This window comes from Bacillus sp. FSL R5-0654 (assembly GCF_038008745.1).
Lineage (GTDB): Bacteria > Bacillota > Bacilli > Bacillales > Bacillaceae > Bacillus > Bacillus safensis.
Genome location: NZ_JBBOZV010000001.1, coordinates 3,706,340 through 3,732,398 on the forward strand (window position 1 = coordinate 3,706,340; position 26,059 = coordinate 3,732,398).

At 40.3% G+C, this 26,059-nt stretch carries 26 protein-coding genes, 4 tRNA genes, 1 pseudogene and 1 other annotated feature; of the genes and pseudogenes, 4 read left to right on the forward strand and 27 right to left on the reverse strand.

All coding sequences use genetic code 11. The features are described 5' to 3' along the window. Window positions 1–7: 7 nt before the first annotated feature. The 7 genes from NSS76_RS18910 to NSS76_RS18940 all read right to left on the reverse strand — a co-directional run bounded on the left by NSS76_RS18910 (window position 8) and on the right by NSS76_RS18940 (window position 4,811). Entirely contained in the window at window positions 8–514 is a 507-nt protein-coding gene (locus tag NSS76_RS18910; protein WP_044335725.1) for a hypothetical protein, read from the reverse strand. Window positions 515–529: 15 nt separating this feature from the next. After that, window positions 530–1,036 carry an LURP-one-related/scramblase family protein gene (locus NSS76_RS18915; RefSeq protein ID WP_151863310.1) on the reverse strand — a complete coding sequence of 169 codons (507 nt, stop codon included), beginning with the start codon at window positions 1,034–1,036 and terminating at the stop codon, window positions 530–532. A gap of 105 nt (window positions 1,037–1,141) precedes the next feature. Next, on the reverse strand, window positions 1,142–1,483 hold the full coding sequence (locus NSS76_RS18920; RefSeq protein ID WP_341082624.1) for a darcynin family protein: 342 nt from the start codon (window positions 1,481–1,483) through the stop codon (window positions 1,142–1,144). 70 nt (window positions 1,484–1,553) lie between these two features. Continuing rightward, on the reverse strand, window positions 1,554–2,144 hold the full coding sequence (locus NSS76_RS18925) for a Crp/Fnr family transcriptional regulator (protein ID WP_151863308.1): 591 nt from the start codon (window positions 2,142–2,144) through the stop codon (window positions 1,554–1,556). A gap of 149 nt (window positions 2,145–2,293) precedes the next feature. Further along, a complete protein-coding gene (locus NSS76_RS18930) occupies window positions 2,294–3,142 on the reverse strand; it encodes an MBL fold metallo-hydrolase (RefSeq protein ID WP_103132544.1) in 849 nt (282 codons plus the stop codon). A gap of 62 nt (window positions 3,143–3,204) precedes the next feature. Next, window positions 3,205–4,371: an MFS transporter gene (locus NSS76_RS18935; protein ID WP_234107495.1), complete on the reverse strand. Its 1,167-nt coding sequence runs from the start codon at window positions 4,369–4,371 to the stop codon at window positions 3,205–3,207. A gap of 137 nt (window positions 4,372–4,508) precedes the next feature. Next, complete coding sequence (locus NSS76_RS18940; protein ID WP_039182804.1) at window positions 4,509–4,811, reverse strand: ArsR/SmtB family transcription factor; 303 nt, start codon at window positions 4,809–4,811, stop codon at window positions 4,509–4,511. A gap of 117 nt (window positions 4,812–4,928) precedes the next feature. Between NSS76_RS18940 and NSS76_RS18945 the strand changes: the two are divergent. After that, a pseudogene (locus tag NSS76_RS18945) lies at window positions 4,929–5,067 on the forward strand (family 1 glycosylhydrolase); the annotation flags it as partial. Window positions 5,068–6,816: 1,749 nt separating this feature from the next. Here the strand turns inward: NSS76_RS18945 and NSS76_RS18950 are convergent. From NSS76_RS18950 to NSS76_RS18980, 7 genes are all read right to left on the reverse strand, one after another. Continuing rightward, complete coding sequence (locus NSS76_RS18950; protein WP_286098836.1) at window positions 6,817–8,187, reverse strand: SIR2 family NAD-dependent protein deacylase; 1,371 nt, start codon at window positions 8,185–8,187, stop codon at window positions 6,817–6,819. Window positions 8,188–8,554: 367 nt separating this feature from the next. After that, window positions 8,555–9,034 carry a 23S rRNA (pseudouridine(1915)-N(3))-methyltransferase RlmH gene (gene rlmH, locus NSS76_RS18955; protein ID WP_046312614.1) on the reverse strand — a complete coding sequence of 160 codons (480 nt, stop codon included), beginning with the start codon at window positions 9,032–9,034 and terminating at the stop codon, window positions 8,555–8,557. 80 nt (window positions 9,035–9,114) lie between these two features. Continuing rightward, complete coding sequence (locus tag NSS76_RS18960) at window positions 9,115–9,285, reverse strand: CxxH/CxxC protein (protein ID WP_065215011.1); 171 nt, start codon at window positions 9,283–9,285, stop codon at window positions 9,115–9,117. A 158-nt stretch (window positions 9,286–9,443) separates the two neighbouring features. Beyond that, window positions 9,444–10,274: an energy-coupling factor transporter transmembrane component T family protein gene (locus NSS76_RS18965; protein WP_185854000.1), complete on the reverse strand. Its 831-nt coding sequence runs from the start codon at window positions 10,272–10,274 to the stop codon at window positions 9,444–9,446. Then, window positions 10,265–11,980, reverse strand: a complete 1,716-nt coding sequence (locus NSS76_RS18970; RefSeq protein ID WP_341082629.1) for an ABC transporter ATP-binding protein — start codon at window positions 11,978–11,980, stop codon at window positions 10,265–10,267. Before NSS76_RS18970 ends, NSS76_RS18965 begins: the two co-directional genes overlap by 10 nt. 19 nt (window positions 11,981–11,999) lie before the next feature. Further along, the gene (locus NSS76_RS18975) at window positions 12,000–12,557 is read right to left on the reverse strand and encodes an ECF-type riboflavin transporter substrate-binding protein (protein ID WP_024424020.1); all 558 of its coding nucleotides are present in this window, start codon (window positions 12,555–12,557) and stop codon (window positions 12,000–12,002) included. Between the two features lie 14 nt (window positions 12,558–12,571). Continuing rightward, window positions 12,572–13,432 (reverse strand): SAM hydrolase/SAM-dependent halogenase family protein, encoded by an 861-nt coding sequence (locus NSS76_RS18980; RefSeq protein WP_024427616.1) that lies wholly within the window; start codon window positions 13,430–13,432, stop codon window positions 12,572–12,574. Window positions 13,433–13,543: 111 nt separating this feature from the next. Then, window positions 13,544–13,814 (reverse strand) — a binding site (T-box leader). A gap of 192 nt (window positions 13,815–14,006) precedes the next feature. On the opposite strand from NSS76_RS18980, the gene NSS76_RS18985 reads away from it, so the two are divergent. Then, window positions 14,007–14,696: an ABC transporter permease subunit gene (locus NSS76_RS18985; RefSeq protein ID WP_024427617.1), complete on the forward strand. Its 690-nt coding sequence runs from the start codon at window positions 14,007–14,009 to the stop codon at window positions 14,694–14,696. Beyond that, window positions 14,697–15,578 (forward strand): ABC transporter ATP-binding protein, encoded by an 882-nt coding sequence (locus NSS76_RS18990; protein WP_149126096.1) that lies wholly within the window; start codon window positions 14,697–14,699, stop codon window positions 15,576–15,578. Window positions 15,579–15,617: 39 nt separating this feature from the next. On the opposite strand, the gene NSS76_RS18995 is transcribed toward NSS76_RS18990, so the two are convergent. The 11 genes from NSS76_RS18995 to NSS76_RS19045 all read right to left on the reverse strand — a co-directional run bounded on the left by NSS76_RS18995 (window position 15,618) and on the right by NSS76_RS19045 (window position 23,753). Next, window positions 15,618–16,082, reverse strand: a complete 465-nt coding sequence (locus NSS76_RS18995; protein ID WP_041106743.1) for a GNAT family N-acetyltransferase — start codon at window positions 16,080–16,082, stop codon at window positions 15,618–15,620. A gap of 68 nt (window positions 16,083–16,150) precedes the next feature. Continuing rightward, the gene (locus NSS76_RS19000) at window positions 16,151–17,341 is read right to left on the reverse strand and encodes a S1C family serine protease (protein WP_392387674.1); all 1,191 of its coding nucleotides are present in this window, start codon (window positions 17,339–17,341) and stop codon (window positions 16,151–16,153) included. Window positions 17,342–17,419: 78 nt separating this feature from the next. Beyond that, window positions 17,420–18,214, reverse strand: a complete 795-nt coding sequence (locus NSS76_RS19005; RefSeq protein ID WP_024424026.1) for an MBL fold metallo-hydrolase — start codon at window positions 18,212–18,214, stop codon at window positions 17,420–17,422. Window positions 18,215–18,220: 6 nt separating this feature from the next. After that, window positions 18,221–19,084, reverse strand: a complete 864-nt coding sequence (locus NSS76_RS19010) for a two-component system regulatory protein YycI (protein ID WP_185854003.1) — start codon at window positions 19,082–19,084, stop codon at window positions 18,221–18,223. Then, the gene (gene yycH / locus NSS76_RS19015) at window positions 19,071–20,450 is read right to left on the reverse strand and encodes a two-component system activity regulator YycH (RefSeq protein WP_073208144.1); all 1,380 of its coding nucleotides are present in this window, start codon (window positions 20,448–20,450) and stop codon (window positions 19,071–19,073) included. Before yycH ends, NSS76_RS19010 begins: the two co-directional genes overlap by 14 nt. After that, on the reverse strand, window positions 20,440–22,278 hold the full coding sequence (walK, locus tag NSS76_RS19020; RefSeq protein WP_024424029.1) for a cell wall metabolism sensor histidine kinase WalK: 1,839 nt from the start codon (window positions 22,276–22,278) through the stop codon (window positions 20,440–20,442). The genes yycH and walK overlap by 11 nt, the downstream gene beginning before the upstream one ends. Window positions 22,279–22,285: 7 nt before the next feature. After that, window positions 22,286–22,993, reverse strand: coding sequence for a response regulator YycF (yycF, locus tag NSS76_RS19025; protein WP_024424030.1), 708 nt, complete (start codon window positions 22,991–22,993; stop codon window positions 22,286–22,288). A 347-nt stretch (window positions 22,994–23,340) separates the two neighbouring features. Next, window positions 23,341–23,413, reverse strand: a tRNA-Phe gene (locus NSS76_RS19030). 27 nt (window positions 23,414–23,440) lie between these two features. Further along, a tRNA-Asp gene (locus tag NSS76_RS19035) sits at window positions 23,441–23,517 on the reverse strand. Between the two features lie 82 nt (window positions 23,518–23,599). After that, window positions 23,600–23,671, reverse strand: a tRNA-Glu gene (locus tag NSS76_RS19040). Window positions 23,672–23,677: 6 nt separating this feature from the next. Next, window positions 23,678–23,753, reverse strand: a tRNA-Lys gene (locus NSS76_RS19045). Between the two features lie 343 nt (window positions 23,754–24,096). On the opposite strand from NSS76_RS19045, the gene NSS76_RS19050 reads away from it, so the two are divergent. After that, complete coding sequence (locus NSS76_RS19050; protein WP_149126095.1) at window positions 24,097–24,621, forward strand: peroxiredoxin family protein; 525 nt, start codon at window positions 24,097–24,099, stop codon at window positions 24,619–24,621. 29 nt (window positions 24,622–24,650) lie between these two features. Here NSS76_RS19050 and NSS76_RS19055 read toward each other — a convergent pair whose 3' ends face one another. Next, a complete protein-coding gene (locus tag NSS76_RS19055; RefSeq protein ID WP_149126094.1) occupies window positions 24,651–24,860 on the reverse strand; it encodes a hypothetical protein in 210 nt (69 codons plus the stop codon). Next, window positions 24,850–26,007 carry a DUF418 domain-containing protein gene (locus NSS76_RS19060; protein WP_257802283.1) on the reverse strand — a complete coding sequence of 386 codons (1,158 nt, stop codon included), beginning with the start codon at window positions 26,005–26,007 and terminating at the stop codon, window positions 24,850–24,852. The genes NSS76_RS19055 and NSS76_RS19060 overlap by 11 nt, the downstream gene beginning before the upstream one ends. Window positions 26,008–26,059 lie beyond the last annotated feature (52 nt).

Genomic DNA, 26,059 nt, shown 5'->3' on the forward strand with positions numbered 1-26,059 from the left:
CGCAAGCTCATATTAGATCCTGGCAAAATTTACTTTTAGATATTTCTTTGATTTTTCGATTTAAATGTTGTTCTATCATTTGAAAACATGCCTGCTGAACCCATAAACGTTTAAATGTATAGAGCTGTTCTTTTTCATCACCATGCAAATCTTCATCTTTCTCCAACTGAAAATCCGTTAAGTCCATTTTTTCATGAACGTGCATATTAGTAAAAACATGAGCATTGTGAAAATCGTGCATATGCTCTACTAAAGATGAGATTGTGGTGATAAAATCATCAAATGTATCTTCTTCAAGCGTTTTTTTGAGATCCAGATTACTATGGACATCAATTGAAATATAATTATCTCTTTCATCTAATTCTTCTCGGGTAGCTAGCGGGTTATCATGGGTCGTTGCTTTTCTATTTAAATCTGTAATGGAGAAATAAATAATGATTTCTTTTTTATCGAGAAATTCATACTCCCATAATTCTGCATCTCTTAATCTTATGATGCGAGTGAGGTTGTCCAATTTTTAAACCTCCAATTAATTCGTCGTCGCCGACGACGAAGACCTAGACGCTGCTTCATCAGCTTTCACACAATCAATCGCAACAACGAGCGCAATCATCACAGGCTCCATTTCTTCTTTCAAAATATCAACCTTATAGCTGTCACCCCAAGTAAACCATTCCTTCTTCACCTGACCAATCACTTCGCCGTTCTGGAGCACCAGGAAATTCATATCCCACCAGTTACCTTGCACTTCGATCCCAGCAGCATCAATTGAATATTTTGCTTTAAAGAACGTAAACTCTTTTTTAATCGTCAATACCTCTTGACCACCAACTTCTACTAAAAACTTCGGTAAAAAGGTAAACATTTTCTTCGTAATCACAGCGATTTCATCTCGTTCTGTATTCAAAATGGTAAACGTCTTCGGCATCTTCATAAAGCTGCCTTCGACCACATATACATCGTTCTCCTGTTGATCCTTTACCGTAAACCTGCCGCTCAGGCTAAATACTTTCTGCTTCATGTAAAGCTGTTTCATATATACCTCCGATTCAGTTCAAAAATTTATCCGTTCTAACATTACCTCTGATTATACCAAAAAAAAGAATGTACAAAAAACCACCTGATAGCAGGTGGTTTTCTATTACTGATTCATTTTCAGAGATTCCTTTTCATATGTTTGAAAAGCATTTTCCATTCCCATGATGACCTCTTTAATTTTGACATAACCACTTGTGTAAGGAATAGAATCTCTAATCTCTTCCCACATAAAATGATAGAATTTCAGGTCATCCGTTTCACACATCACAAAATCTGTGTAATCCTTACCCGGAAGAGCTTCAGCATCAAAAAAGCGCACTGTCACATGTTCCTCATATTTCTGCATCAACTCTTGCAGCGAAGCCGCATGGGTTCTTCGCTCCTCTCGTGGTAAAGCAAGCCAAGATGGATAGAACTCTAATAAAACAACCATCATATATTTCATCATCATACCCCCGATTCTTCTATGATGTGATGATTGTACGTCAGATCTAGGGAGTATGCATTAACATAGGTTAATGTTCAGCTGTATGGAGCAGCCTGCTCAGCGAAACCGGAGAAATGCCAATATATGAGGCAATATGATATTGAGCGATACGTTGATGTAACCCAGGATATTTCAATAAAAACGCCTGATATCGCTCAATTGCGGGCAAATATAGCAGTTCCCTCTCACGCTCTTCCTTTCTCGTATACAGCCTTTCTACACTAACCCGAACAAAGCGCTCCCACATATGACTTCTATCCATCAACATTTGAAGCAGATCATACGGAATTTCAATCACGATCGAATCCTCCATCGCTTCAATCGAATAAGGAGAAGGCTGCCCGTTGATCATACTTGCATAAGAAGTAGCAAAATCATCTTCCAACGTAAAAGCCACATTGTACTCCCTTCCATCCGGTAACAAATAGAACAGACGGAAGAGCCCCGTTATGCAAAAATAAGCATGCTTCACCGGATCGCCAGCTTTGATCATACATGTACCTGCTTTTAATTGTTTAATCGTTGTTCCTTCTTTGAAGGCTTGCCAATGATTTTGTTCGATTGGATACTTGGATATTTTGGTTTTGAAAGTGTCGTAAGGGTCAGTTATTTTGTCCATCTGTTTTTTACCTCCTAATAAGGAAAACTCAAGCCTACTTGGGGATTGTTTTTATGATCAATGCCAAAAATAAGTCTGTCACAATACATGATGCAAAAAAAGTCCCGTTTGAGGGAAATTACTCAAATGAGACTTTTTTTAGTGATTATTTAATAACCATTTACAAAGTAATCAATGGTTTCTAATTCCTCTTCTTTCAGTTCTCTGTTCACGTAATGTTGATATTCTTTCGTGATTTTCTGCTTATCTCCACCACATTGATCAGTGAATTTCGCTATCATCCGAAGTTTGTCTGTTTCCTGACGAAACTCCTCTTTTCTCCACGGTCTTTGGTGTGAAGGAATGTACGTTTCTGCATCAAAAGTTTCTAACTCATCTAAAAGACGCAATATTTCTTTCACCGTGTAATGTACTTTTTCGGCATACATTTTTGGATAAATGCAATCAGCAAGAAAAAGAATTTTCTCTTCTTTCACATACACGATCACGGAATCTGCCGCATGATCGCCTCCAACATGCTGCACGACACAAGTAGCCCCGCCAAGATCAATTTCCACCCGACGGTCAAACGTCACATCCGGTAAAACCACCTGAATATCTCGATGATTCTTATATTCTTCTTTTATCGCCTTCGCGCAAAACTCAATCTCCGTTCCTTCCCTCACCCGCTCATCGATTGCCTCATCAGACCACGAAAACGGAACAAGCTTCTCCATTTCCTTTCTGGTCTTTGCAGAAGCAATCGAAACCGAATCAGACAGCGCTGACAGACCAAAAATATGATCCCAATGCCAATGCGTGAGGACAACGAGATCGGGCTTGGCGTTCTCGTGTTTTAAGGTTTCTTTGATAAAGTATTTGGCATGATCTTCTGAGTTACCGGCATCGATCATTAATGTTTTGTTATTGCCTACGACCATGCCTAGGATGGGGCGGTCGGTGAGTGCTACTGGTGTGATGTACCAAAAACTCTGACCTATTTTTTTAATTGAGTGCAAAGGTGCTTCCTACTTTCTGTCATTATTTTTTAAAATCACGTTTTTTCCCATCGTTCTACTGTTTAAGTATATCGAATTTCATTACTCGAAGTAGCACGCGAAGCCAATATTGTTACAATGATCGCGATTGCAACGCCTAAAGCACCTGCCCAAGTAACAGAAGATAGAGAAACCCTCTCTACAAAGATACCTCCAATAGCTGCACCTGCAGCCATCGCTAATTGCATCATTGACTGATTGAGACCTAATAGTATACCTGATGACTCTGGCTCCATTGTAGCTAAGTGATATTGTTGAGTCGGACCAGAAGACCATGCAGCAAATGACCATAATATTAAAATGAGTAATACTCCAACATAAGAATGCGTAACTAGTGAGAGCAATATGAGCATGATGACATGTAATGTCATTCCACTAATCAGAGTAAAATTCACACCCCATCGATCGGTACTAAATCCACCAAACTTTGACCCAACTAGACTAGCAATACCGAATACGAGGAGAACTACACTCAGCAATTTGCTGCTTACACCTGATATATTTAAAAGGTAAGGGGATAGGTAGGTATAGGCAATTGAATAACCACCAAGCCAGAAAAAGGTGATGGCTAATCCCAACACTACTTTTGGTTTTTTAAAAAGAGCGAGTTGTTGAATTAAAGGTACAGGTTTATCCCCTTGGATTTTTGGAATCGTAAGAGAAATGATCACCATGGCTAATAATCCGAGTAAGGCTATTCCTCCAAATACAGCCTTCCAACCAAAGAAATCACTAGTCATTCTGCCAAGTGGGACTCCAATGATCAATGATGCTGTAAAGCCCATTACTACTGTAGCAATAGCGGTACCTTGCTTACCTTTTGGTGCAATTTTTTCAGCAATTGTTAATGCAGTAACTACGACCATCCCCGCTCCAAGAGCCATAATAATTCTTGACACAATAAATAATTGATACCCAGGGAGGACGAATGCAAGAATATTACCTAGAATAAAAACGCTAAGTGAAAATAACATTAACTTGCGTTTATTCATTCCCGATGTTAAAGCCATTAATACTGGGGTGAAGATGGCATACACAAGAGAAAAAATCGTAATTAACTGGCCGGCTGCAGCTATCGTAATCCCTAATGATTCAGAAATATTATCCAAAATACCAGAGATGATATACTCTGATGTACCAACTAAAAAACTGACAATAGCTAAAATGTAAATCTTTACAGTGTTTGACAATGTAGATCACTCCTTATATATAACGAATTCACATATCTAGAATTGTTAATATGTATGGACAAAAAAACATATTACGATAAGTCGATTTGTATTTAATAAATGAAACTGAATTCTGATGTATGAATTCAGTTCATTTATTAAATATTTTTTTCTAGAATCTCAGCAATTTGTTTTATGGCATTTTCATCTCTTTTATAATACGTGTATTTACCTATACGCTCTGTCGTAATTAATCCAGCTCGTAGTAAAATTGAAAGATATTGAGATGCTGTTGATTGCGTCATTTTCAATTTATCTGTTATTTGACTAACACATACCCCTGTAGTATTCATATCAATCCCTTCATGGGGTGTAAAATGACGATCAGGTTCCTTTAGCCATTGTAAAATTTGCAGTCTTGATTCATTGGATAAGGCTTTGAAAACTTCTATTGGCTCCATACACCCCATTATATCGACAAATAACGATATGTCAACATGATTTGTTTGAGATTCCTTAAAAGTTTCTATTTTCCTTCTTCCTCTGGTACAGTTCACCGTGATGTCTTTACATGCATTGAGATGCCGCTTCATTTGGTTAGAGAGTATGGCGGGTTCCGTAGCCTAAAAGTTGCTGAGTATTTCGTGAAATTCGCAGAAGTGTGTTTCAATCGATACTGACACTATCGTAAGCTATTATTTGACCTTCCATAGCATAGAAGTTAATTGATATTTTCTGAATTCTATTATTAAACTCAGACTGATATTTTAAGTAATCCCGAAATGAACAAGCTTTTACCTCAAAGACTCTATAAAACTCATTCGTTTCTAAGCCATTTTTCAATTCAGCACATCCAATAATTGAATCTTCTTCTTTATTGGTGTTACTTCTTTTAACAAACAATTTGTCATATCTAAAATCAAAACTATAAATTTCACCATTCGGCTTTACTATTAACGGATATACTTTGATTTCACTAGGTAATTCAGACAAATCATTTTCTACCTCAATAAAAAAAGTAATGAAATCTACTTTATCTTTATTTTCATTCTTTTGTACTTGCATCTTAAATTTAATCTCTTGAATTCTTTGACTATTATCTAAACAATTTGGCACTTGATTCAGAACTTCTTCCAAGATGTTATCCACTGTATTTATGACATAGTGGTAAATTTCTTTCACTTTAACCAATGCTTTCACTTGTTTGTAAAAGTTTTTGCCATCAAAAAACTCATTAATATAAAATTCATCTACTGTTCCGATCATAAAACTATTTTTAACAGTTATCAGTATAGTCTTTATATGTTTGATATAGTTATCAAACGCTGATAAATACTTAAATTCATTATCATCTTTTATTTGAGATAACTGATGTTTTAAATTGGTGAATTCTTTTATATTACTTATCTTGGACAGTACTTTTATAAGAAGTTTTTTATCTGTTACAAGGTATGCTTTATCACCAAGTAATCCAGCATTAATAATTTGAAACAATACATCCATACTAACCCTTGCATAGTGAAAAAACTCAATTGTAGTTTTTCTTAGATAAGCAATATCATCAATTTGATATCCAGCTATATTTAGATTTGTTCTATTCAATTCATCCTGGGTAATTGATGCCTTTCCTTCTTCCATTGCACTTTCAAATATTTCATTTTCCGTAGACTCTAATACACCTTTGCGATGCTCATATATTTTATTTATCAATTTGTATGATATCGACATATAACCTAAAGTCTCATGCAGACTTTTAACATATTGCCATGCATCATAAACTTTTTGTTCTGCCAATTTCTTTTCCAATTGTTTAAAGTCAATATTCATGTCGATCCCCTTTTCACTTAATTTCCACAGAGCTTGGCGCTTCCTTTGCTCCTGCGGCCCTAGTTTTTTGCAATGTTACACATATTTTTGTAGGCTGTCTGCAAATGCTGTTGGTCGATGGAGCAATACCTTTTGGGAACATATTGAATTAAATTTTATTTAGATAAATCTATAAATTATTTCGATATTAAAATCATCATACCCCTATATTGTTCGCCAAATAAACTGTTTTCATTTTAACATAAACATCCAATTATAAAGTAGAGAGTTTGCCACAATCTTGCCTGATTAATGAACACAAGTTAAACATATATCTTCAACTAAACTGCCCAGCCATCCAATCTATGAATCAATACTTCACCAAAGAGAATGAAAGATAATTATGTTCTTTCATGATAGTTTATGTAGTTTATATCATAAACTTTTATTCCTACACCTATAACAAAAATTCCTCTACATCAACAAAAATGGCTATCAAATTCATTTACAATTTGATAGCCATTTTATATTACATTTTTCAATGTATACGATAAAATTGTACCTTTTCTCTTTTTCGCTTTATAATTCTACCTATTCTGATTTTTGGTTTACCATAACTTATGATAAGGCTCACCGGGATGTATCTAAATGAGGTTTTTACTAATCTTCTCTTTTTATATCTGCTATTTTTCTATGAAGAGAGGAATACTTAAACTTGGAAAAATGATATAACTGTTCTACCATTTCTAATGGTATTTTCTTTTTATTTCTATGCCAAGTTTCAGTAGCTTTAAAGCTATTTCCTAACGGTATTGAATTAGGATTGTCCCCTACATACATAAATACTCTATCAAGAGAGTATGAAACAAATTCAAATAAAGCCGGAGGCATTTTCTTATACTCATAGTTTATTATGATATCAAGAAGGATTCTGATATTATCATCGTAAGGTTCAAATGCTCCATCAGGAACTGCGTTACTCCATGTTTTATCTATACATGCAGACATAAAGTCTATATATGGTGTAACCATATACTGCTCAAATCTAGATAACAATTTTAACAACCCTAATCTGAGTTTCTGATTTTTTATAAATCTATCCACTTGCTCCTCTCTATTTTCAGTCAATTCTCCAATTAAGCTATTTACTTTCTCTATCTGTGAGTTATATTCGTCTTGCTTCTCAGTAAAATATTTTGTCAATTCATCTAAAAATTCTTCAATTTCTTTAATTTCTATTACTATATTTCCACTTATGTTTCTATATGGTGTACTTGATGGAGTACTCTTTCTAACAGCTTGAATAATCTGATGAGGGTATTCTTTGGACTCTGGAAAGATATTTTTTGACCAGTCAACTGCCGATTGTACATTTACATCACCCAATTGGTAACCTAAGATTAAAGTTGTAGACTCTTTTATTGTTAAAGCCAATTTAGTTTGCCTATACTCATTTGGTCTAAATAAAGGTATGTAATCCTCTTGAGTTATTATTATGGATTCATGGTCGTGACGTACACCATGTAAATGATAAATAGGTATCAAACTTTTAGGATGGGTCAAATAATCATTTGGACTCAAGGTCTTACATCTACCAGTTAATAGCCTTTCCAAAACTAAATCATAATTAGTAGTTATTATCCAAGATGGATTTATATTATTCAAATATTCACTGAAGATATCTCTTTTTTCTTCGTTTGGAAGCCAATTTGTAATATCACAAATTACCTTTTTAAATCTATCTTTGGCATCAACATAACTTATGCTCTTTTGCTCAGATATCCCTTCACAAATTCTTGTCGCAATTTCAGGATAAGACATTCCTTCGGTGTCGTCACTATTAGGAATATCAAACTGCAAAATTTTGCTAACTCCTTCAATTAGATCTCTCCATGAGAGTGCGAGATTATTAAAACCATCATCTACAACAGCTTTTGAAAAACCCGCACCTATAAACAAGCCTAAGTTACCATAATTATAAGATTTATACAGTTCATTCATAACATAATCTTTTGTTAGTGATTCTTCCATTAAATCGCTCTCCTTAAAAAGCTAAAACAAGCGGTAAAAATTTAATAAGTTTTAGCATTCCAGCCAAATCTCTTTTTAACATATAGCAAAAGTTGTACACCTTCATCACATAGTAATTCAACTCGTAAATTTTAATTCTAAAAAGTTATCCAAAAAATCATTTTCACTATTGTTTAAGTAATCTTAAAGCCCATAAAGCCCACAAAAATACTAAAAACAAATTTGCTAAAAAAAATTAGTACTAACCATAAAAAACCACAAACCTAAACTGGATATGAGAAATTAAAATACAATTTCTGAGAAAATTTCAACTTTTTATAATACTTTCTTTAGAAAAAATTAGTACTAAAAGAGTTAATAACCTCATCTACTTATGGTACGGCTCCCCCCGCACAATCCGAAACGCCCGATAAATCTGCTCCACCAACACCAACCTCATCAACTGATGCGGGAACGTCATTTTCGAAAACGACAGTTTCTCATTTGCGCGCTGCATGACAGCGTCGCTTAAGCCAAGGGATCCGCCTATGACGAAACATACTTTGCTTTTTCCGTATGTTGCCAGCTTATCTATTGTATCGGCTAATTCTTCGGAACTTTTCATCTTTCCTTCGATGGCGAGGGCGATGACGTGGGCGTCTGGGTTGATTTTGCTTAGGATGCGTTCGCCTTCTTTGTCTTTGATGATTTTCATGTCTTGATCGCTGAGATTCTCGGGTGCTTTTTCGTCCGCGAGCTCAATGATCTCAATTTTTGCGTAAGCCTGTAATCGTTTTGTGTATTCGGCTATGCCTTGCTTTAAATATTTCTCTTTTAATTTTCCTACTGTGATAATTGATATATTCACAGGTCATCCCCACCTTAAGAACAAGTTATTCATATAAGTTATCAACAATTGTGGATAAAATTTGTGTATTTTGTGTCCGATCATTCGTTCCCCACTATATATATTGCAGGTTCATCGCACAATTCACAGGTTGTGGATAAACTGTGTGTATGTTCGATTTTTCTGAATTCCGGCGGCGTTTCATGATCATCTATGTACATGTCTAATACGGTTTCTATGTGTTCTGCACACGCATAAAATGTTTTGTTCATAAGTTTCTGATTCCTCCAATAAGTTCTCTGGTTATTCACAAGTGTTTCGCTCATTGTCCAATATAACCGATTTATTCACATGTTAATAGTCTTTTACCATTTCTCACACCTTTTATCCACAAACTAAAAGAAGCCTCCACTTCTGTGAAGGCTTCTTTCTATAAAAATGGATTATAAAATCTCGTTCCTCTAACAAATGTAATCACTAGCGACACGATCAGCACCACACCAACAAACAATAACGCCACATAATCTGCTTTTTGAAAGTCTTTTGCTGTAAACCATGTTCGCTTTTTATGCTTTCCAAACCCTCGCAGCTCCATCGCATTGCTGATCGTTTCAATCCGCTCTAGGCTAGAAAATATCAATGGCATGACAATAGACAGCGCATTTTTAATCCGTTTCCCCAGCTTTTCATTCTTCGATAAATCAATGCCTCTTGCTTGCTGAGAAATCGCGATCGTGCGAAAATCCCGCTGAATATCTGGAATATAACGAAGAGCAATCGCTACCGCATACGAAATCCGGTAGCTGACCCCGATTCGGCTGAGAGATGAGGCGAATTCACTTGGATTTGTTGACACAATAAACAAAAGCGCTGCTGGCATCACGGTCACATATTTGAGTGTAATGTTCAACTGATAGAAAAGCTGTTCAAGTGTGACATTATACCAGCCTGCAATATGAAACAGCTCATGCTTTGCTCCGTAGATGGCGACACCTTGCTGGGGCGCAAAGATGTAAATGGCGATGTTATTGATCACTAGGAAAATCGCCAGGACGATCACCACGAAGGAAATATCACGAAATCGTACGTTCGATAGCTGAAAGAACACGATACTGGCGGCTAACATAAACACTAATACGCCTGTATCATACGTGAGCATCGCTGCGGATGACCAGAGGATAAAGCAAATGAGTTTGGTTGCACCTGTCAGCCGGTGAATCGGTGACGGACGATCGATATAAGACAGCATGTCTACAGCCATGTCATTCGTTCCTTTCTGTCAACCTCAATGAAGCGATCCACGAGTTCATTTGGATTTGGCCAGTCTGCTTTCAGCGCCAGTTCATACAGCGACGTTTCCTTTAAACTCGCCTTTTGAACAAGCAGCTGATCTGTCAGCACTTTGGCTGGTGTATCATCTGCGATTTTTTCTCCATCTGAAATGACAATGGTTCTTGTTGTATATTCGAGCATCAAGTGCATATCATGGGTGATCATGAAAATCGTAATACCCTGCTGATTTAATTGCTCTAAAAACGTCATCATCTCTGTGTAATGTTTAAAGTCCTGTCCTGCGGTTGGTTCGTCTAGGATGAGGATTTCTGGCTCTAAAACAAGAATAGACGCGATGGTGACGCGTTTTTTCTGTCCAAAGCTGAGGGCTGAGACCGGCCAGTTCCGAAATGGATACAGTCCACACACTTTCAAGACCCGCTCCACCCGTTCCTTGATCTCGTCTTCCTTTACGCCTCTTAAAACGAGACCAAGTGCGACTTCATCAAAGATCATTTGTTTTGAAATCATTTGATTTGGGTTTTGCATGACGACGCCGATTCGTTCAGAGCGCTGTTTGATCGTATCTCCTGTGATGTCATCACCATTTAAAAGAATTGACCCTTTTGTTGGCTTTTCAAATGCACAGAGCACCTTGGACAATGTTGTCTTGCCTGCGCCATTGGCTCCTGCGATGCTAATTATTTCTCCTTTTTTGACAGTAAAAGAGATATTGCTCAACGTATTTGGTCTTGTTGGATAGTCAAAGCTCAGCTCGCGCACTTCTAGTAAATCCTGTGCTGCAATCTGCTCTACTGACGGCTCAGACGCTTCCATCCACTGCTCGATTTTCATTTTTTCCTCATCATTTAAGGTAAGATGATGTAAATTCGCAATTTGATCTCCTGCTTCAATCGGAATGCCTGCATATTTCATAGCTTTTACATATAAAGGCTCACGTAAATAAGCCGCTTCTAATACATTTGAGGCGAGCAATTCATCTGGGGTCATATCCGCTGCAATTTTTCCTTCATTGACAACGATGATACGGTCCACATGACGGAAGAGGACGTCCTCTAATCGGTGCTCAACCATCACGATGGTTTTTTTCGTTTGTTTTTGCAGCCGGTCAATAAGGTCGATTACTTCTTTGCCTGTTGCGGGGTCAAGGCTTGCAAGTGGTTCATCAAACAGCAAAATGTCGACATCGTTGACAAGTACACCTGCAATGGCGACACGTTGTTTTTGCCCGCCTGACAGCTCATGCACGGACGATGCCAGCTTGCCGTCTACCTCTGTTAATCTAGCTGCTTCCTCGACACGTGTTTTCATTTCTTCTCGTGTGACTTGATCATTTTCAAGCGTGAACGCGATATCTTCTCCAACGGTCAGCCCGATGAATTGTCCATCGGGGTCCTGAAGCACCGTTCCGACAAGCTGTGAGAGGGAGAAAATGTTCTCTTTCTCTGCATTTTTCCCGCTGATGTGAAGACTTCCTTCCATAGAACCTTTATAAGACGCAGGAACTAGCCCATTGATACAATGGGCTAGTGTGCTTTTTCCCGATCCAGACGGACCTGCGATGAGAACTTTTTCTCCTTCATAGATCGTCAGGTTGATATCCTTTAATGTTGGTTCTGCCTGACTGCGATACTTGAATCCGAAATGTTCGAATTGAATCATCGGTTTCTTCATTTATGTGTTCCACCTTGCTTCATGATGTTTCTTTCGATAGGCTGCCGCTTTTGCTTCTCGTTTTCGCATAAGCTGCAATGATGATGGTTCCTAGTACACCAACTGTGATGATGTTTGAAATTCCTGCCACAATGCCTTGAACAAACACTTTGTTCGCAGGTTCTGCATAGATCACAATGTCAAGAACAGGAGCAATGATAAACCAGCCTAATGCCTGTGCACCTGCTTGTACGGCGTTAAAGAGCGTGATTTTCTTCCAGCCGAAGTCTCCCTCTTCTACTTTTAAACGGTTAGAAATAAAGCCGATCAATAAACCAACCACACCCGATACAATAATCCAGCTCCACCAAGGGCCAAATGTGGTCGCATCTTTAATGAGATGGCCAATAAAACCAATCAGTGCACCTGCAACAGGACCAAATAGCACGGCCATTAATGCAAGGAATGCGTATGAGGTTTCAATTTGCGTATTCGGAATTCCAGTTGGAATAGAGACGAATCGTCCTAGAATCACAAAGACGGCTGCGCCAATTCCAATGGCAACGACAGTTTTCGTTGAAAGTTGTTTTCCTGCCATGATGTATCCTCCTCTTATTCGTATATAATGCGCGGAGCTTTGCGAATCGAAAGGCGCCAGCCTGTGCCTGTACCGATGTTATAAGCCTTTGCAAATGACCCTTGATTGATCGCCACGCCTAAATGGTCGAGTGAATTGACATATACGAGTGGTTCGCCTACCTTTAAGTCGGCAAAAGATCGTCCATAGGTCATGATATTTTTATACACATTTTTCGGCCCGTTGGCAATGGTAACTTCTATTGCATCCCCATAATTAATTGAAAGCTGTTCAAATAGCGTGTGATGAATGTTTGTCCATAGGTTTCCGAATCTCACATCTAAAATATCAATCGTCCCTGTGATCACATCTTCTTCGGCATAAGCCTGTACGACTGGAAGATGGATAATATCATCAATATTCGCCTTTGGCCCAACCTCTTCAAAAGAAATCACACCTGATGCAATTCTCGCCCCTGTATAAGCGTAAATATCTCTCCCATGGAAAGTATGTGATTTTCCCGACTTTGGCAGCCGGTTAATGGTTTCATCTAAATAACGGGCTTCCACAATGCCAATATCCTGGGCAACGTGCGTGAGTGTCCCGTTATCTGGGGTAATGATATAGTGTGAGCTTGTCGTTTTGACGACAAGACTTTTTCTCTCTGATCCAACGCCCGGGTCAACGACGGAAACAAATACCGTCTCTTCCGGCCAGTATGTGACGGTTTGAAGCAGACGATAAGAAGCCTCCCAAATGTCATACTGCGGAATATTGTGTGTTAAATCAAAAATGCGGATGCTGCTGCTGACCGTATTTGCCACTCCGTACATTGCACTGACAGCTCCATCATCAATGCCGAAGTCTGATTGTAAAACCAATGCATGTTCACTCATGTCAATCTCCCTTTCATTTGAAAAAATGGATGTGGTGTTTCACGTGGAACATTTGAACATTTGTATGAAAAAAAGTGGACAATAAAAAATACCCCATCCTTATCTTTGAATCATAAGGACGAGGTATTTGTCTCGTGGTACCACCTTTATTTACTGTTTGCTCGCGCTAAACAGCCTCTACAAGTACAAAGCTCCAATCTGGCTCATATACTGTGGTTTTGATAACGAGTACCAACTCTCGTCGTCACCTACTAATATCATAGATATGTTCAGCACGAGGCTCAGAGACCATTTTTCGAATCATTATTTTTGCTTCTTTTCAGCTGCCGAAGCTCTCTGTGAAAAAATTGATGATTGTACTTTCTCTCGTCATTGCCTGTATAACTATCTTGAATTAAAGCTATCATACATGATGTTTTTTGATAAATCAAGATATTTTTCTGAACATTTTTAAAAATGAGTCAACTGGTGCTGGAAGAGTCTTCTTTTTATGAAATTTAAACAAATGTTAAAGAGCGAGATATGGTGTCTTTCTTTTCTAGGGGTATAATAAAGGTGAAGGGAGGTACAGCGTGTGTGGACCATCTGTATGAATGAGTTTAAGCAGCTCTTCAAAAGCACAAAATCTATTTTAACAATTGTTATTATTTTCATTTTATCTACTTTTGTTTCAAGTCTTCCGTTTATCGCTGCTCATCAGGAAAAATGGGAACTGGCAAAGGATCCTTATTCTATTGGGAATGAACTGGTGATGTCTTTATTTGGTTTCTTCCTTATTTTTTTGTTGTCTCATGATATTTTAAGCCGCGAAATTCATTTGAAAACCATTCGTTTTCTCGTCAGTAAAACAACCCGTTTGAACATTATCATCGGGAAATATCTAGGACTGATGCTGTTTTGGCTTAGCTGTATTATGACGACATATGTGCTGAATATGGTGATTTCACACCGTTTTCTGTTCTCAGATGCCTTAAAAATCTTAACCTTTATCAGTGTCGGTATCTCATGTACTTTATTTTTGTCCATGCTCTTTCCAACACCGCAGAAATCAATGTTTGTCGGTATGTTATTTTCCTTTCTTTTCCCAATCGTCAGTATGATTTCTGTTCTTTCTTCAGAACGAATGATTCATTGGTTCCAATATATGACGCCTTATTATTATGCGCGCTGGAGTGAACCGCTGACCTACGTCCTAATGAACACGGCATTGACAGTTATCTTACTCATTGGAACTGCACTGCTGTTTCAAAGGAGGGATGTGTAGATGCTTCATACAAAAGGGCTCACAAAAAAATATCGTACAAAAGTCGCAATAGATCATATTAATCTTGATGTCAATCAGGGCGATATCTTCGGCCTCATTGGACCAAAGGGATCTGGTAAGACGACGTTTTTCAATATCATTACCGGGATCTCCCGCCCTACCTCTGGTACGTTTACAGTGATGAATATGCCTTCGCTAAAAAAAGTGAGACAGCATATCGGTGTTCTGCCAGAATATACGGATTTATATGAAGGTCTTACGGCTCTTGAGCATATTGCCTATTTGTCAAAAATCACCGGAACACGCCAGAGAACGAGTGATTATGAAGAACTGCTCGAATTTGTCGGTTTACATCATGATCATCAGGAGAAGGTCGGTGCCTTCACACCTGGTATGAAGAAACGGCTTGGAATGGCACAGGCCATCGCCCATCAGCCGGAATTTATTTTACTTGACGAACCTTTTGCCGATATTGATGCAGATTCGATCTTGCACATTCAGCGGGTCATTGAAACATTAAAGGATGAAGGGAAAACCGTCTTTTTAACAGCTGACCGCCCAAGGTTCACCAAAAGTATTTGTACCAAAACGGCGTTCATTTCTGAAGGAAAATTAGTGTCCCCACATACTCATCCTCAAGAGAAAACCATCACATCCTCAAACATACGTGCAACCTTCAAGCATGCATGGATTGATGATGAGGTGAAACCTGTTCTCACGCAGTACCTACAAACTGTCGGAACAGATCTTGTGATCAGTGATGACGAGACCTCATTGTTAATTCGTTCAGAAGCTCAAGTTCCAGCGATCATTCGCGCTTTCGTGAAGTGTAAAGTCGATTTATACAGAGTCACGGCTCAGGATGCCATGATGTCCTCATAAAAAAGTACCGTACGCTTTCTGCACGGTACTTCTTCTTTTTTATAAAGGTTTACTCATATAAATACCGGTTTCTGCAAATCCCGTTTTCTCGTACAGCGAACGGGCGATTTGATTGTGAGCAAAGACATGGAGCGAGAGTTTTTGCACACCTAATGACTTTGCCTGCTCCTCTAATGCAGCAATGGCCTGCTTTGCAAAGCCTTTTCCTCGATAAGCTTCAAACAAAATAAAGTTATAAATAAATCCTTCGTGCTGCGGGTGATTCGGGTCATAGCAAAGCCAAACCCAGCCAATCGCTTCATCTCCGTTTAAGAAATTCCACAGCTCATGATGCTCTGTCTGAAGTCCTTCTGGAAGAAGCCTGTCAAATTGTTCTTCTGCGTTCGCAAGTGATTCTTCCTTCTTCCATGTTCCTGCGAGTACCTTTTCTTCCGCGTACCGCTGAATGGCCTTCTCTATCAATACATCGTAATCGGTTTGTGACATCCGTTGTAGTGTAACCAATCTTACACCCCCCTTTCCTTCATCATATGTCAGTCATGCCAAAAAAACCAGTCCCTTACTGGAACTGGTTAGCCGCCATATCGGTCGGTTTGAGAAAGTTTGATCTCTGCTGATTTTTTCTTCCCGCTTCGGTAAAATTGCACCTTTACCTTGTCGCCGACCTTCCTTTGATATAAGTACTTACGAAGATCCACGATATTCTGTACACTCTTGCCATCAAAGGAGGTCACGACATCCAGCTCTTTTAGGCCCGCTTTTCCTGCTGGAGATAACGGCTCAACACTCATGACAACAACCCCGGATGTAACCTTAGATGGCAGTTTCAACGTTTCCTGCCAGTGGTAGCTCGCAATATCCGCTAATGATTTCATGCCGACGCCAAGGTACGGACGCTTTACCTCTCCGTAGCGCTCTAAATCCTCTATGACAGGGATGACCAGATTCGCTGGAATAGACAGCCCGATTCCTTCTACCTCTGATTCAGCAATCTTCATTGAGTTGATGCCGATCACCTTTCCGTCCATATTGATCAAGGCACCACCGCTGTTTCCAGGATTGATGGCGGCATCTGTTTGCAGTACCTCTGCATTCCAATCCGTCTGTCCGTCTCCATTTGAGTCAACAGGGATCGCACGCTCTGTGCCTGATATGACTCCTTGTGTGACAGAGCCTGCGAATTCAAGCCCTAATGGATTTCCAATGGCGATGACTGGCTCACCCGGTTTCACATGATCTGAGTTACCGAAGGCTGCCGTTTTCTTAATTTTATTACTTTTGACAGTGAGAACTGCTAAATCCATGAGCTGATCGCTGCCGACAAGATTGGCACTAATTCTTGTCCCGTCATGGAGGCTCACTTCAAGCTGGTTGGCGCCTTTGATGACGTGATGGTTTGTGACAATATAAAACGTGTCACCCTTTTTTTTATAAATCACACCTGACCCGCTGCCTGCTTCTCCGCCTTCCTCCCAAAAGCTCGACTTTTGGATATTAATGACGCCGACCACCGTATCTGACATATTAGACACCACTTTCGTGACAGCATCATTGACGTTTACATTCACCGTCTTTAAAGGACCCTGTGATGCTTGCCCATCACCGTTCTGCTGCCATCCAAAGGGACTGCCGCTCTGTCCAGATACATAGGGGAAAAAGAATCCCATTAAAAAAGCTCCTACCAATACACCGATCAATCCAGAAAGAAAATATCCTTTTCTGCTTCGTCTCGGCTTCCACTCTACATCGCGATAATCCACTATGTTTCCTTCCTTTCAGTGAATAGATGATGTATATAGTGTTGGTAAGAAGCTCTTATCTTAATCATACGATTATAAAAATCATACGGCGCAAAGCGGGGTTGCTTTTTTCGGGTCTGTATCAAATAAATCAAAGCCATCCCCCACAACAAAGCCCTTCATTTCAAGCGTCTGCTGGACCGCCATACGGGCTAAATCCTTCATGTTGTTGTCTTGACTCAAGTGAGCCAAATAAATGCGTGAGGTGGCATCTCCAATGACATCTGTCATCGCAAGAGCAGCATCTTCATTTGATACATGTCCGACATCGCTTAGAATTCTGCGCTTAATGCTCCATGGGTATCGGCCCATTTGCAGCATCCCGACATCATGATTGCTCTCAAACACAAACGTATTGGCTGACTTAATAATGCCTTTCATGCGGTCACTCACATAGCCTGTATCCGTCATGAGGGCAAGTTTGCGCCCTCCATAATGGAACACGTAAAACATAGGCTCTGCCGCATCGTGTGAGACACCAAATGACTCGACATCAAGGCCGCCAAAGGATTGAACGGTCTCCATATCAAAATGGAATTTCTGCTCTGTATCAATTTTTCCGATATGAGATTCCATCGCCTTCCATGTTTTCGCATTTGCATAGACAGGAAGCTTGTACTTTCTTGCCATGACACCAAGCCCTTTAATATGATCGGAGTGCTCGTGTGTCACAAAAATGCCGTCCAAGTCCTCAGGCTTGCGGTCGATTTGGCCAAGCAGCTCGACCATCTGTTTGCCGCTTAAACCAGCATCCACCAAAAAGGCATGCTCGTCTGTTTCTAAATAAAAAGCGTTCCCCGTACTTCCGCTCGCTAGTACACTGAACTGCAAGCTCATGTTCTCTCACTCCATTGAAGATTTGTCATCTTTCTCTATATGATCAAGTGTTGAGCCATCGATGGCATTGATCAAATATTCTTCCTCTGTCTTTTTCTTTGAACCTGCTGATACGCCTTCAAGCTCCACCCGCCAAACAGGAACCATGACTTGCGTGCTTGCCCCTGGGTATTGCGTATAGTAGCCAAGCTCTACCTTTTTCACGGTCGTGTTTTGACTCAGCATATTTTGCGTATATAAGTCCTTCACGGTTTCAAGTGCTGGGACAAGGGTTTCTTTTCTCACTTCATTAATCGACGTCACCATCGATTGCTGATATGAGACGACTTCGTTTTGATCGTTGAGATTTAAGGTAATTTGCCCGATGGTTTCGGTGTCATCAAGGCCTTCTTGGAAGATGTATTTCCCTTTATACGTTTGGAAAAAGACGATTTTCCCTGTCTCTTCATCTATATTCCACAGCTTATAATTCTTCCCATCCAGCAAACGCTGGTTCACAAGGTTCGTCGCCGCTGTTTTCATATCCTTTTTCGGCAAGGCAACTGGCTTGTTGAAGGTCATTTCAAGCAGCGTGACAGGATCATCTTTTTCTGTTTTCGGGAACGTGCTTTTCGCCTTTTGATCAGCTAATCCGTTGACATCCTTTTTCGTATATTGCTTCTTTTCAGCTGTAATGCGGTATCCAATCTTCGCTTCATCTGATAGATTGCCATATTTGATCCCGTCTGCCTTCATTTCTTCCAGCGTATCCGTTTTTTCGATAATCGCAAAATGATCGGTTGACCGTTTTTCAAAGTATTGAAAACCTAGAAAGATATCGAGAACGAGAAAGGCTAGGATAAAGATCGTTTTGGTCTTATTCCACTCCATGATTCTCGCTCCCCTCTGTCAAAAGATCATTCGATAGAATCACGGTTTTGCCGTTATATTTCATGCACCATACAGGCTCCAGCCAGACAAACATCGCTTGATCTTGATCTGATGCAGTTGAAGCAGCTTGATATGCAGGGAAAATCTGTTCAATTTTCTCCAGGTCATCATATTTCGTCTGCTTGATGATCAAGTCCTTCAGCTCTGTCCCGTTCATCAGCTTGACCTGTTCACTTTGACTCGCTTTATTGCCAAGAATATAGTTTGGACGCTTGTAATTCAAAATGTCATCATTCGCCCATTGAACTTCAAGGGAGGTCATCCCAAATGGATGCTTTGTACTGTTCACAATCGGCAGACCGTCCATAAACATATTAAAGGACAGCTGCTGGTTGCTGTTGATACCAAAATATTGATAGTCATCAGTAAAGCTTCCCGTATCATTGAAATATTTCACGCTTCGCTTAATCAAATCCCCCGTTTGGAAAACAGTGCTGGAATTGATATTGCGGTGCTGATATTGAATGCGGTGGTCTTTTTGATTGGCTTCAAGGCGGCTTGTGCCATCTGTGTACACTGTCCGGTTTAAATTAGATTCCTCACCGACAAGGCTCGGGTCCGTAAACAAAGCGTCTTTGAACTTGTTTGTCTTAATCGTTTCGATAAAGAACATCTTCGCTTCAAGCTGCTTTTGCTTTCTCGGAAGAAGGAAATCTCGTTTAGAATTCGTCGAGAATGTATAAAGATCATAGCGCGGCATCTCGTTTTGAGCGGCTGCGATACTGTTCATTAGATTACGGTAATTGGCGGACTCAATTGTCAGCTCAAGCACCGTCTCCTTGCTGTATGAGACCAAATATACTTTTTTATTCGCCTTATCCTGCTGGGCGAATGGCACGATCATCCGATCAAACGAGTTGTATTCAATGGACTTGTTCGGCCATTTAAAGAGCGCTTGGAAAATATCAATCGGAATCGGATCATTGAACACAAGATCCAATGTTTTCCCTTGTCCTTCGCGTCCATAGAAGAAATTCTTAAATTTCTGCTCGGAATATTGATCTGACACATCATTAATCTCTTTGACATCCCAAAGGCTCACATCATTCCAAAAGTTTTGAAAGAGTTCCTTTTGATCCACTTTAAAATGCTCTCCATTTGAATGGATGAACATCTCCCGCGGCTTCACGACATCAATGAGACTTCTAGGCTCGTCGCTTGAAATCTTCTTCGTTTCCACGACTTTTGTGCCGGTATCTGCCTGATCCTGCATGACGGGCTGGAACATCCAGATGTTCCACGTAAATACAAGACTGATCGCAATTAGGATTGTCAATATTATGGTTTTAAAGGTCTCACGCTTCATCCCAATCATCCTCTTGTTCTTCATTGTACGGAAGGGTAAAGGTCACCGTTGTCCCTTTTCCTTCAATGCTGTCAGCCCAAATATCTCCGCCATGAGCTTGAACCATTTCTTTTGCAATCGCAAGACCGAGGCCGGTTCCGCCAAGCTTTCTTGTTCTTGCTTTATCTACTCGATAAAAACGTTCAAAGATTTTATCCATATCCTTCTTCGGAATACCGATTCCTTCATCTTTCACGCTGAATAACACAAGGCCTTTCTCCTCATCCAGATCGACAGTAAACGTGATGTGTCCACCCTCTGGTGAGTATTTCATGGCATTGGAAATGATATTATCGAGCACCTGTGTAATTTTATCTTGATCGATTTCTACATATACTTCACGCTGCGGCAGGTTGCGGATAAAATCGACATGCTGCTCCTTCGTCATTTCAAAACGATCAATGACGAGCGAGATAAACCTGATAAAGTTCGTCCACTCACGGTTGAATTGATAATCCTTACTGTCGAACTTAGACAGCTGCAGCAGGTCATTGACAAGCCGGATCATGCGCTCCGTTTCATTTTGCGTGACACTGAGAAATCTTGGCGCAAGCTCTTTATCACCAATCGCACCTTCAGCCAGTGCCTCAAGATAGCTTCGCATCGTCGTCAGCGGTGTGCGCAGCTCATGCGATACGTTCGCGACGAATTCACGGCGTTCAGCATCAATTTTCTCCTGCTCTGTGACATCATAAATGACCGCAATTAAGCCATCAATTTTCCCATGCTCTTTCTGAATAACGGAGAAATTAACACGCAATACAGACAGCTGGTCTTCGCGCTCAATTTCTATCAGCATGGAATCTTGATTTTCGACTAAATCTTCAAATGTATGAGTTTCCTCTAAGCCAAGCAAAGACGTGATCGGCATCTCTAGTGCTGTTTCACGTGAAACATTTAACAGCTCTAATGCAGGGCTGTTTAATAGAATAATTGCACCGTTTTGATTCGTTGCGATGACACCGTCCGTCATATAGGCAATAACAGAAGAAAGCTTTTTCCGCTCCCCCTCTGTCATCAGCTGAGCTTCCTCCAGCTCTCTCGTCAGATGGTTAAAGGTTGTTGCAAGCTGGCCAATCTCGTCATGTCCATACTTCCGGACCTTTCTGGAGAAGTTCCCTTTGGCAAGCTCGATCGCCTGCTTTCTCATATCTGAAATAGGATGAGTGATCGTTCTAAAGATGAAGATACCAAGTAGAGCAGTCGTCCCAAGTGCAATTAGTGTCCCAGTCGCTAAAATGGTGTTAATGGTTCGCATTTGGTTAAACACACTTTCCATTGAAGACACAACATAAATCACACCAACGGTCTCTTGGTTCTCATTTTTTACGGCTGTCGCAGAAATACGCACCCTTTTATTTGACTCAGGGTCATAGAATTTTTTCTCATAGTCTTTGCCAACTGCGAAAATACGGCTAATGATTTGATCAGTAATTTTCTTACCGGCAATCTCTTGACTGCCGTTATTTACAGAGGCAATGACCTCTCTGCTTTCGTCAATATAGCTGACTTCAGAGATTTCATTAGACTCATCTTTGTTGTTAAAATCGTTTAATATCTTTTGAGCATCCTCTTTTAATTCTGCCTTGCTTTTCGATGAATCTTGTTCTAGGTAATACGATAACGAGTAGATTCGCTGATTCAAGGAATTATCATATGAATTAATTAAGGACTGCTCTAGCTGCTTCACAAAGTACACGCCAATGATCTGCATGGCAACGATGATCAGCAGCACGTAAATCAAGGTCAATTTAAAGTGAATCGAGCGAAAAAAACCTACTTTACTCATAAGAATCTTAGTCCTGTTCTGGGTTTCTTAAATAGTAGCCGACGCCTCGTCTTGTTACGATCCAGCTCGGGTGGCTAGGGTTGTCTTCAATCTTCTCACGAAGACGGCGGACTGTAACGTCTACTGTACGGACATCCCCGAAGTAATCGTAGCCCCATACCGTTTGCAGCAAGTGCTCACGTGTCATGACTTGTCCGATATGTTTCGCTAAGTAATGAAGCAGTTCGAACTCACGGTGCGTTAATTCTATCGTTTCCTCGCGCTTAGACACCACATACGCATCTGGATAAATAACAAGTGATCCAACCTCAATATCATTTGATTCAGATTCTTCCTCCGTCTGCGGAGCAGCGGTTTGTCTTCTCAAATTCGCTTTCACGCGGGCAAGCAGCTCACGTGTGCTGAAAGGCTTTGTCACATAATCATCTGCGCCAAGCTCAAGGCCGATGACTTTATCAATTTCAGAGTCTTTTGCTGTCAGCATGATAATCGGCATGTCATATTTCTTTCTCACTTCACGGCATACTTCAACACCATCTTTATTCGGCAGCATAATGTCGAGCAGAATAATGTCCGGCTTGATTTCTTCTACCATTTCAAGGGCTTCGTTTCCATCATATGCACAATGAACCTCATAGCCCTCTTTCCTTAAATTAAATTCCAATATATCAGCAATCGGTTTTTCATCATCTACGACAAGAATCTTTTTTTCCATTGTGATTTCCTCCTGCATTTTTAGCATCTATGTCATTCCATTTTGCATGTATCATTACGCCTTTTCCGTTTATGAAAAAAAGGCTCACTGTCTATTATAACGTTTTACGAGGCAAAGATAAAAATAATAACGGCTTTCTTTTCTAGTAAACGTTGGATAGGAAGGCGCCGCCCGAAAAAATTGATGACTTTTTCCTTTTTTATTGAAACTTTTCCAATCACCAGCCGTCTATATAGATGTAACGTCTTCTTCTTATGGAGCCGGGCCCTACCTAGGTCCGGCTTCTCCCTTTTTATGCCTTCTTTTCATAATAAAAACGCACCTGCGATTGCAGATGCGTTTGGAAGTGGCTCGGGACGGAATCGAACCGCCGACACACGGATTTTCAGTCCGTTGCTCTACCAACTGAGCTACCGAGCCATCATCAAAAAGATGAATATGTATAAATGGCGGTCCGGACGGGACTCGAACCCGCGACCTCCTGCGTGACAGGCAGGCATTCTAACCAACTGAACTACCGGACCTCAGTAACTTGCCCGAAAAAGCAATCGTGGTGCTCCTTCAAGCAAGTGAGGAAAAAATTAGCTTAACGCTAAAGTAAATCAATGACCCGTACGGGATTCGAACCCGTGTTACCGCCGTGAAAGGGCGGTGTCTTAACCGCTTGACCAACGGGCCAATACATGGTGAGCCATGAAGGACTCGAACCTTCGACCCTCTGATTAAAAGTCAGATGCTCTACCAACTGAGCTAATGGCTCTCGGTTTGTGAAAAGTGAATCTGAAGAAGCTGTATTGCGCCAAACCAATCGCTTTAAAAAAGCTGGAACATCGCATCCTAACAAGTTTCAGAGACCTTTGCAACAACGAGATTTATAATATCATAGAGTAATTACATATGGCAATACGTTTTTCGACATTTTTTTAAAAAAAGTGTCGGATTTAAATATCTCCTATCAAAGCCCCCGCTTCTGCAACCGCCTTCATTAGATACGCCTTTTCGGGTGACCTCTGCCTACTCAAACACATAGGTACGTTTCAGGCCGCTCAAAAATGGCTATACATGAAATAAGTGACATTGTCATTGAAAAAGGAGGAAGCAGTATGAGTTCATTCAAATTAGGAGATAAAATGCCCAACTTTTCACTTCCAACAATACAGGGCGATCACATTGATTTCGACAAACATTTAGAGGAGCATCAAAGCTGGCACCTGATCGTTTTCTTTAGAGGATCTTGGTGTCCGGTATGTGTAGAAGAGTTAAAAGAACTCGAACAGCAGCAATCATATTTTCAGGACAAGGATATTCACTTGATGGCGATTTCCACGGATAACCCTGATGACTTGAAGGCATTTGCGGATAAAGAGGAACTATCCTTCCCGATCATGTATGACCATGACCTCACGTCATTAAAAGCATATGAAGTCCACTATCACGGGGAAGATGCCCCATATGAAGATCACGGGGTGCACGGTGAACCCGCCTATTTCTTATTAAATGAAAAAGGTCAAGTGCTCTATCAGCAAAGACAAACAAGTCCGTTTGGCAGACCGCACGCCAACGAACTACGCAAAATCATCCAGTACATCCGTAAAAATTTAAAAGGCCAATATAAAAGCCTGAAGTAAGGAAAAAGCCCTCATGATGAGGGCTTTTTTTATGAACGCTTTTTGTTAAATAGCCAGTCAGCGGAGAAAAAAACAAGGAGTCCCGCCATGAGAATGACAAAGGTGACGGGTGGTTTATTCCCCTGGAAATACATGTACAGCGCATGCCCTCCTAATGCGAGAAGATAAAAGACAAATGCTGTTACAGCTGCTTTATGTGTATTCGCTTGTTCTCTTTTCGTCATTTTTTTAAAAAACATTGTGTCTATCCCCTTTATGCTGCTTTTTTATCGTCACCCGACGAAGTGCCCGTGAACGGATATATTCCATTGGTCCAATTCTCCAAATCTTTAGACAAACTGCTGAAATCGCGATTTGCAGAAGTGAAATCAACAGCCATGCCAATACAATAAGAGGCGCATTGATTTTACCGCTAAGACCCAATCCCCAGCTATAAAAAAGAATGGAGCAGATAATATTTTGCAGGATGTAGCAGCTAAGCGCCATTTTCCCTACATATTCAAACCAAGTCCACATGAACCATGACTCCGTGCGTGCTAGGAGCTTCGCAATGACAGCTATATAGAAAATAGAGAGGAATGGTGAAAAGGCGTAGCGCACCACAAATTCCACTAGATCGTTCGGTACGAAAACTAGTGCATTCAGCGGCAGACCAATCCACAGTCCGATTCGGAACAATATTTTCCGGAGAGATTGTCCGCGTTCATTTGCATAAAATACACCAGCTCTCATCATCCGCACCCCTAATAAAAACAGAAATGTGTTCATTGGAATGATAAAAATCGCTTCTACTCGGTACATGAAGAAGTATTGTAACCGTTCTTGAACCTGCGAGATCCATGTCTCTGGCAGCTGCTCTTCCAGCGCCGGTTCACCGCTTTGATCATCGGTCGCTGACTCCATTTCAGAGAGGGAGTACAGCATCAGACATGACATCATGAGCAGATGAATCACACCTGAGAACACCATGCCCTTTTTGATGCGCCTGCTTCCTCCCCGTACAATGTAAGCCACAAGCAGTCCCGTAACGGCATAGCTCATGAGCACATCATATTCCATCACAAGTGTAAAATGGACAAAGCCTTCGAAAAATAAAAATAAAAGAATCCATAAATAAGTACCCGGCCAAGGCGTGTCCTTCCTTTTTGCCTGCTGGTATTTCAGCTCCAATCCAACACCAAACATGATCGTGAGCAGCGAGAGCATTTTTCCATAAACAAACATGGAGACAAGACTTTCTAGAAAACTGCCATTTTCATATTCATCCGCAATCTGATCTGTCGCAAAGGTATCCCCTGCATACGCAAAAAACCAGACGTTCGTTCCCAAGGTGCCTAGTATGGCAATACCTCGTAAAATATCTAATAATCGTATTCTTTCTTTCACTAGAACGCTCCTTCCTCCTATACAGTTATCATATTTTGGTAATGACCGGAAG

Excerpts from the sequence above, each read along its gene's own strand:
- NSS76_RS18915 (WP_151863310.1), bottom strand. The coding sequence starts at position 1,036 with ATGAAACAGCTTTACATGAAGCAGAAAGTATTTAGCCTGAGCGGCAGG.
- NSS76_RS18920 (WP_341082624.1), bottom strand. The coding sequence starts at position 1,483 with ATGAAATATATGATGGTTGTTTTATTAGAGTTCTATCCATCTTGGCTT.
- NSS76_RS18925 (WP_151863308.1), bottom strand. The coding sequence starts at position 2,144 with ATGGACAAAATAACTGACCCTTACGACACTTTCAAAACCAAAATATCC.
- NSS76_RS18940 (WP_039182804.1), bottom strand. The coding sequence starts at position 4,811 with ATGGAGCCAATAGAAGTTTTCAAAGCCTTATCCAATGAATCAAGACTG.
- NSS76_RS18950 (WP_286098836.1), bottom strand. The coding sequence starts at position 8,187 with ATGGAAGAATCACTAACAAAAGATTATGTTATGAATGAACTGTATAAA.
- NSS76_RS18960 (WP_065215011.1), bottom strand. The coding sequence starts at position 9,285 with ATGAACAAAACATTTTATGCGTGTGCAGAACACATAGAAACCGTATTA.
- NSS76_RS18965 (WP_185854000.1), bottom strand. The coding sequence starts at position 10,274 with ATGGCTGTAGACATGCTGTCTTATATCGATCGTCCGTCACCGATTCAC.
- NSS76_RS18970 (WP_341082629.1), bottom strand. The coding sequence starts at position 11,980 with ATGAAGAAACCGATGATTCAATTCGAACATTTCGGATTCAAGTATCGC.
- NSS76_RS18975 (WP_024424020.1), bottom strand. The coding sequence starts at position 12,557 with ATGGCAGGAAAACAACTTTCAACGAAAACTGTCGTTGCCATTGGAATT.
- NSS76_RS18980 (WP_024427616.1), bottom strand. The coding sequence starts at position 13,432 with ATGAGTGAACATGCATTGGTTTTACAATCAGACTTCGGCATTGATGAT.
- NSS76_RS18990 (WP_149126096.1), top strand. The coding sequence starts at position 14,697 with ATGCTTCATACAAAAGGGCTCACAAAAAAATATCGTACAAAAGTCGCA.
- NSS76_RS19005 (WP_024424026.1), bottom strand. The coding sequence starts at position 18,214 with ATGAGCTTGCAGTTCAGTGTACTAGCGAGCGGAAGTACGGGGAACGCT.
- NSS76_RS19010 (WP_185854003.1), bottom strand. The coding sequence starts at position 19,084 with ATGGAGTGGAATAAGACCAAAACGATCTTTATCCTAGCCTTTCTCGTT.
- yycH (WP_073208144.1), bottom strand. The coding sequence starts at position 20,450 with ATGAAGCGTGAGACCTTTAAAACCATAATATTGACAATCCTAATTGCG.
- walK (WP_024424029.1), bottom strand. The coding sequence starts at position 22,278 with ATGAGTAAAGTAGGTTTTTTTCGCTCGATTCACTTTAAATTGACCTTG.
- yycF (WP_024424030.1), bottom strand. The coding sequence starts at position 22,993 with ATGGAAAAAAAGATTCTTGTCGTAGATGATGAAAAACCGATTGCTGAT.
- NSS76_RS19050 (WP_149126095.1), top strand. The coding sequence starts at position 24,097 with ATGAGTTCATTCAAATTAGGAGATAAAATGCCCAACTTTTCACTTCCA.
- NSS76_RS19055 (WP_149126094.1), bottom strand. The coding sequence starts at position 24,860 with ATGTTTTTTAAAAAAATGACGAAAAGAGAACAAGCGAATACACATAAA.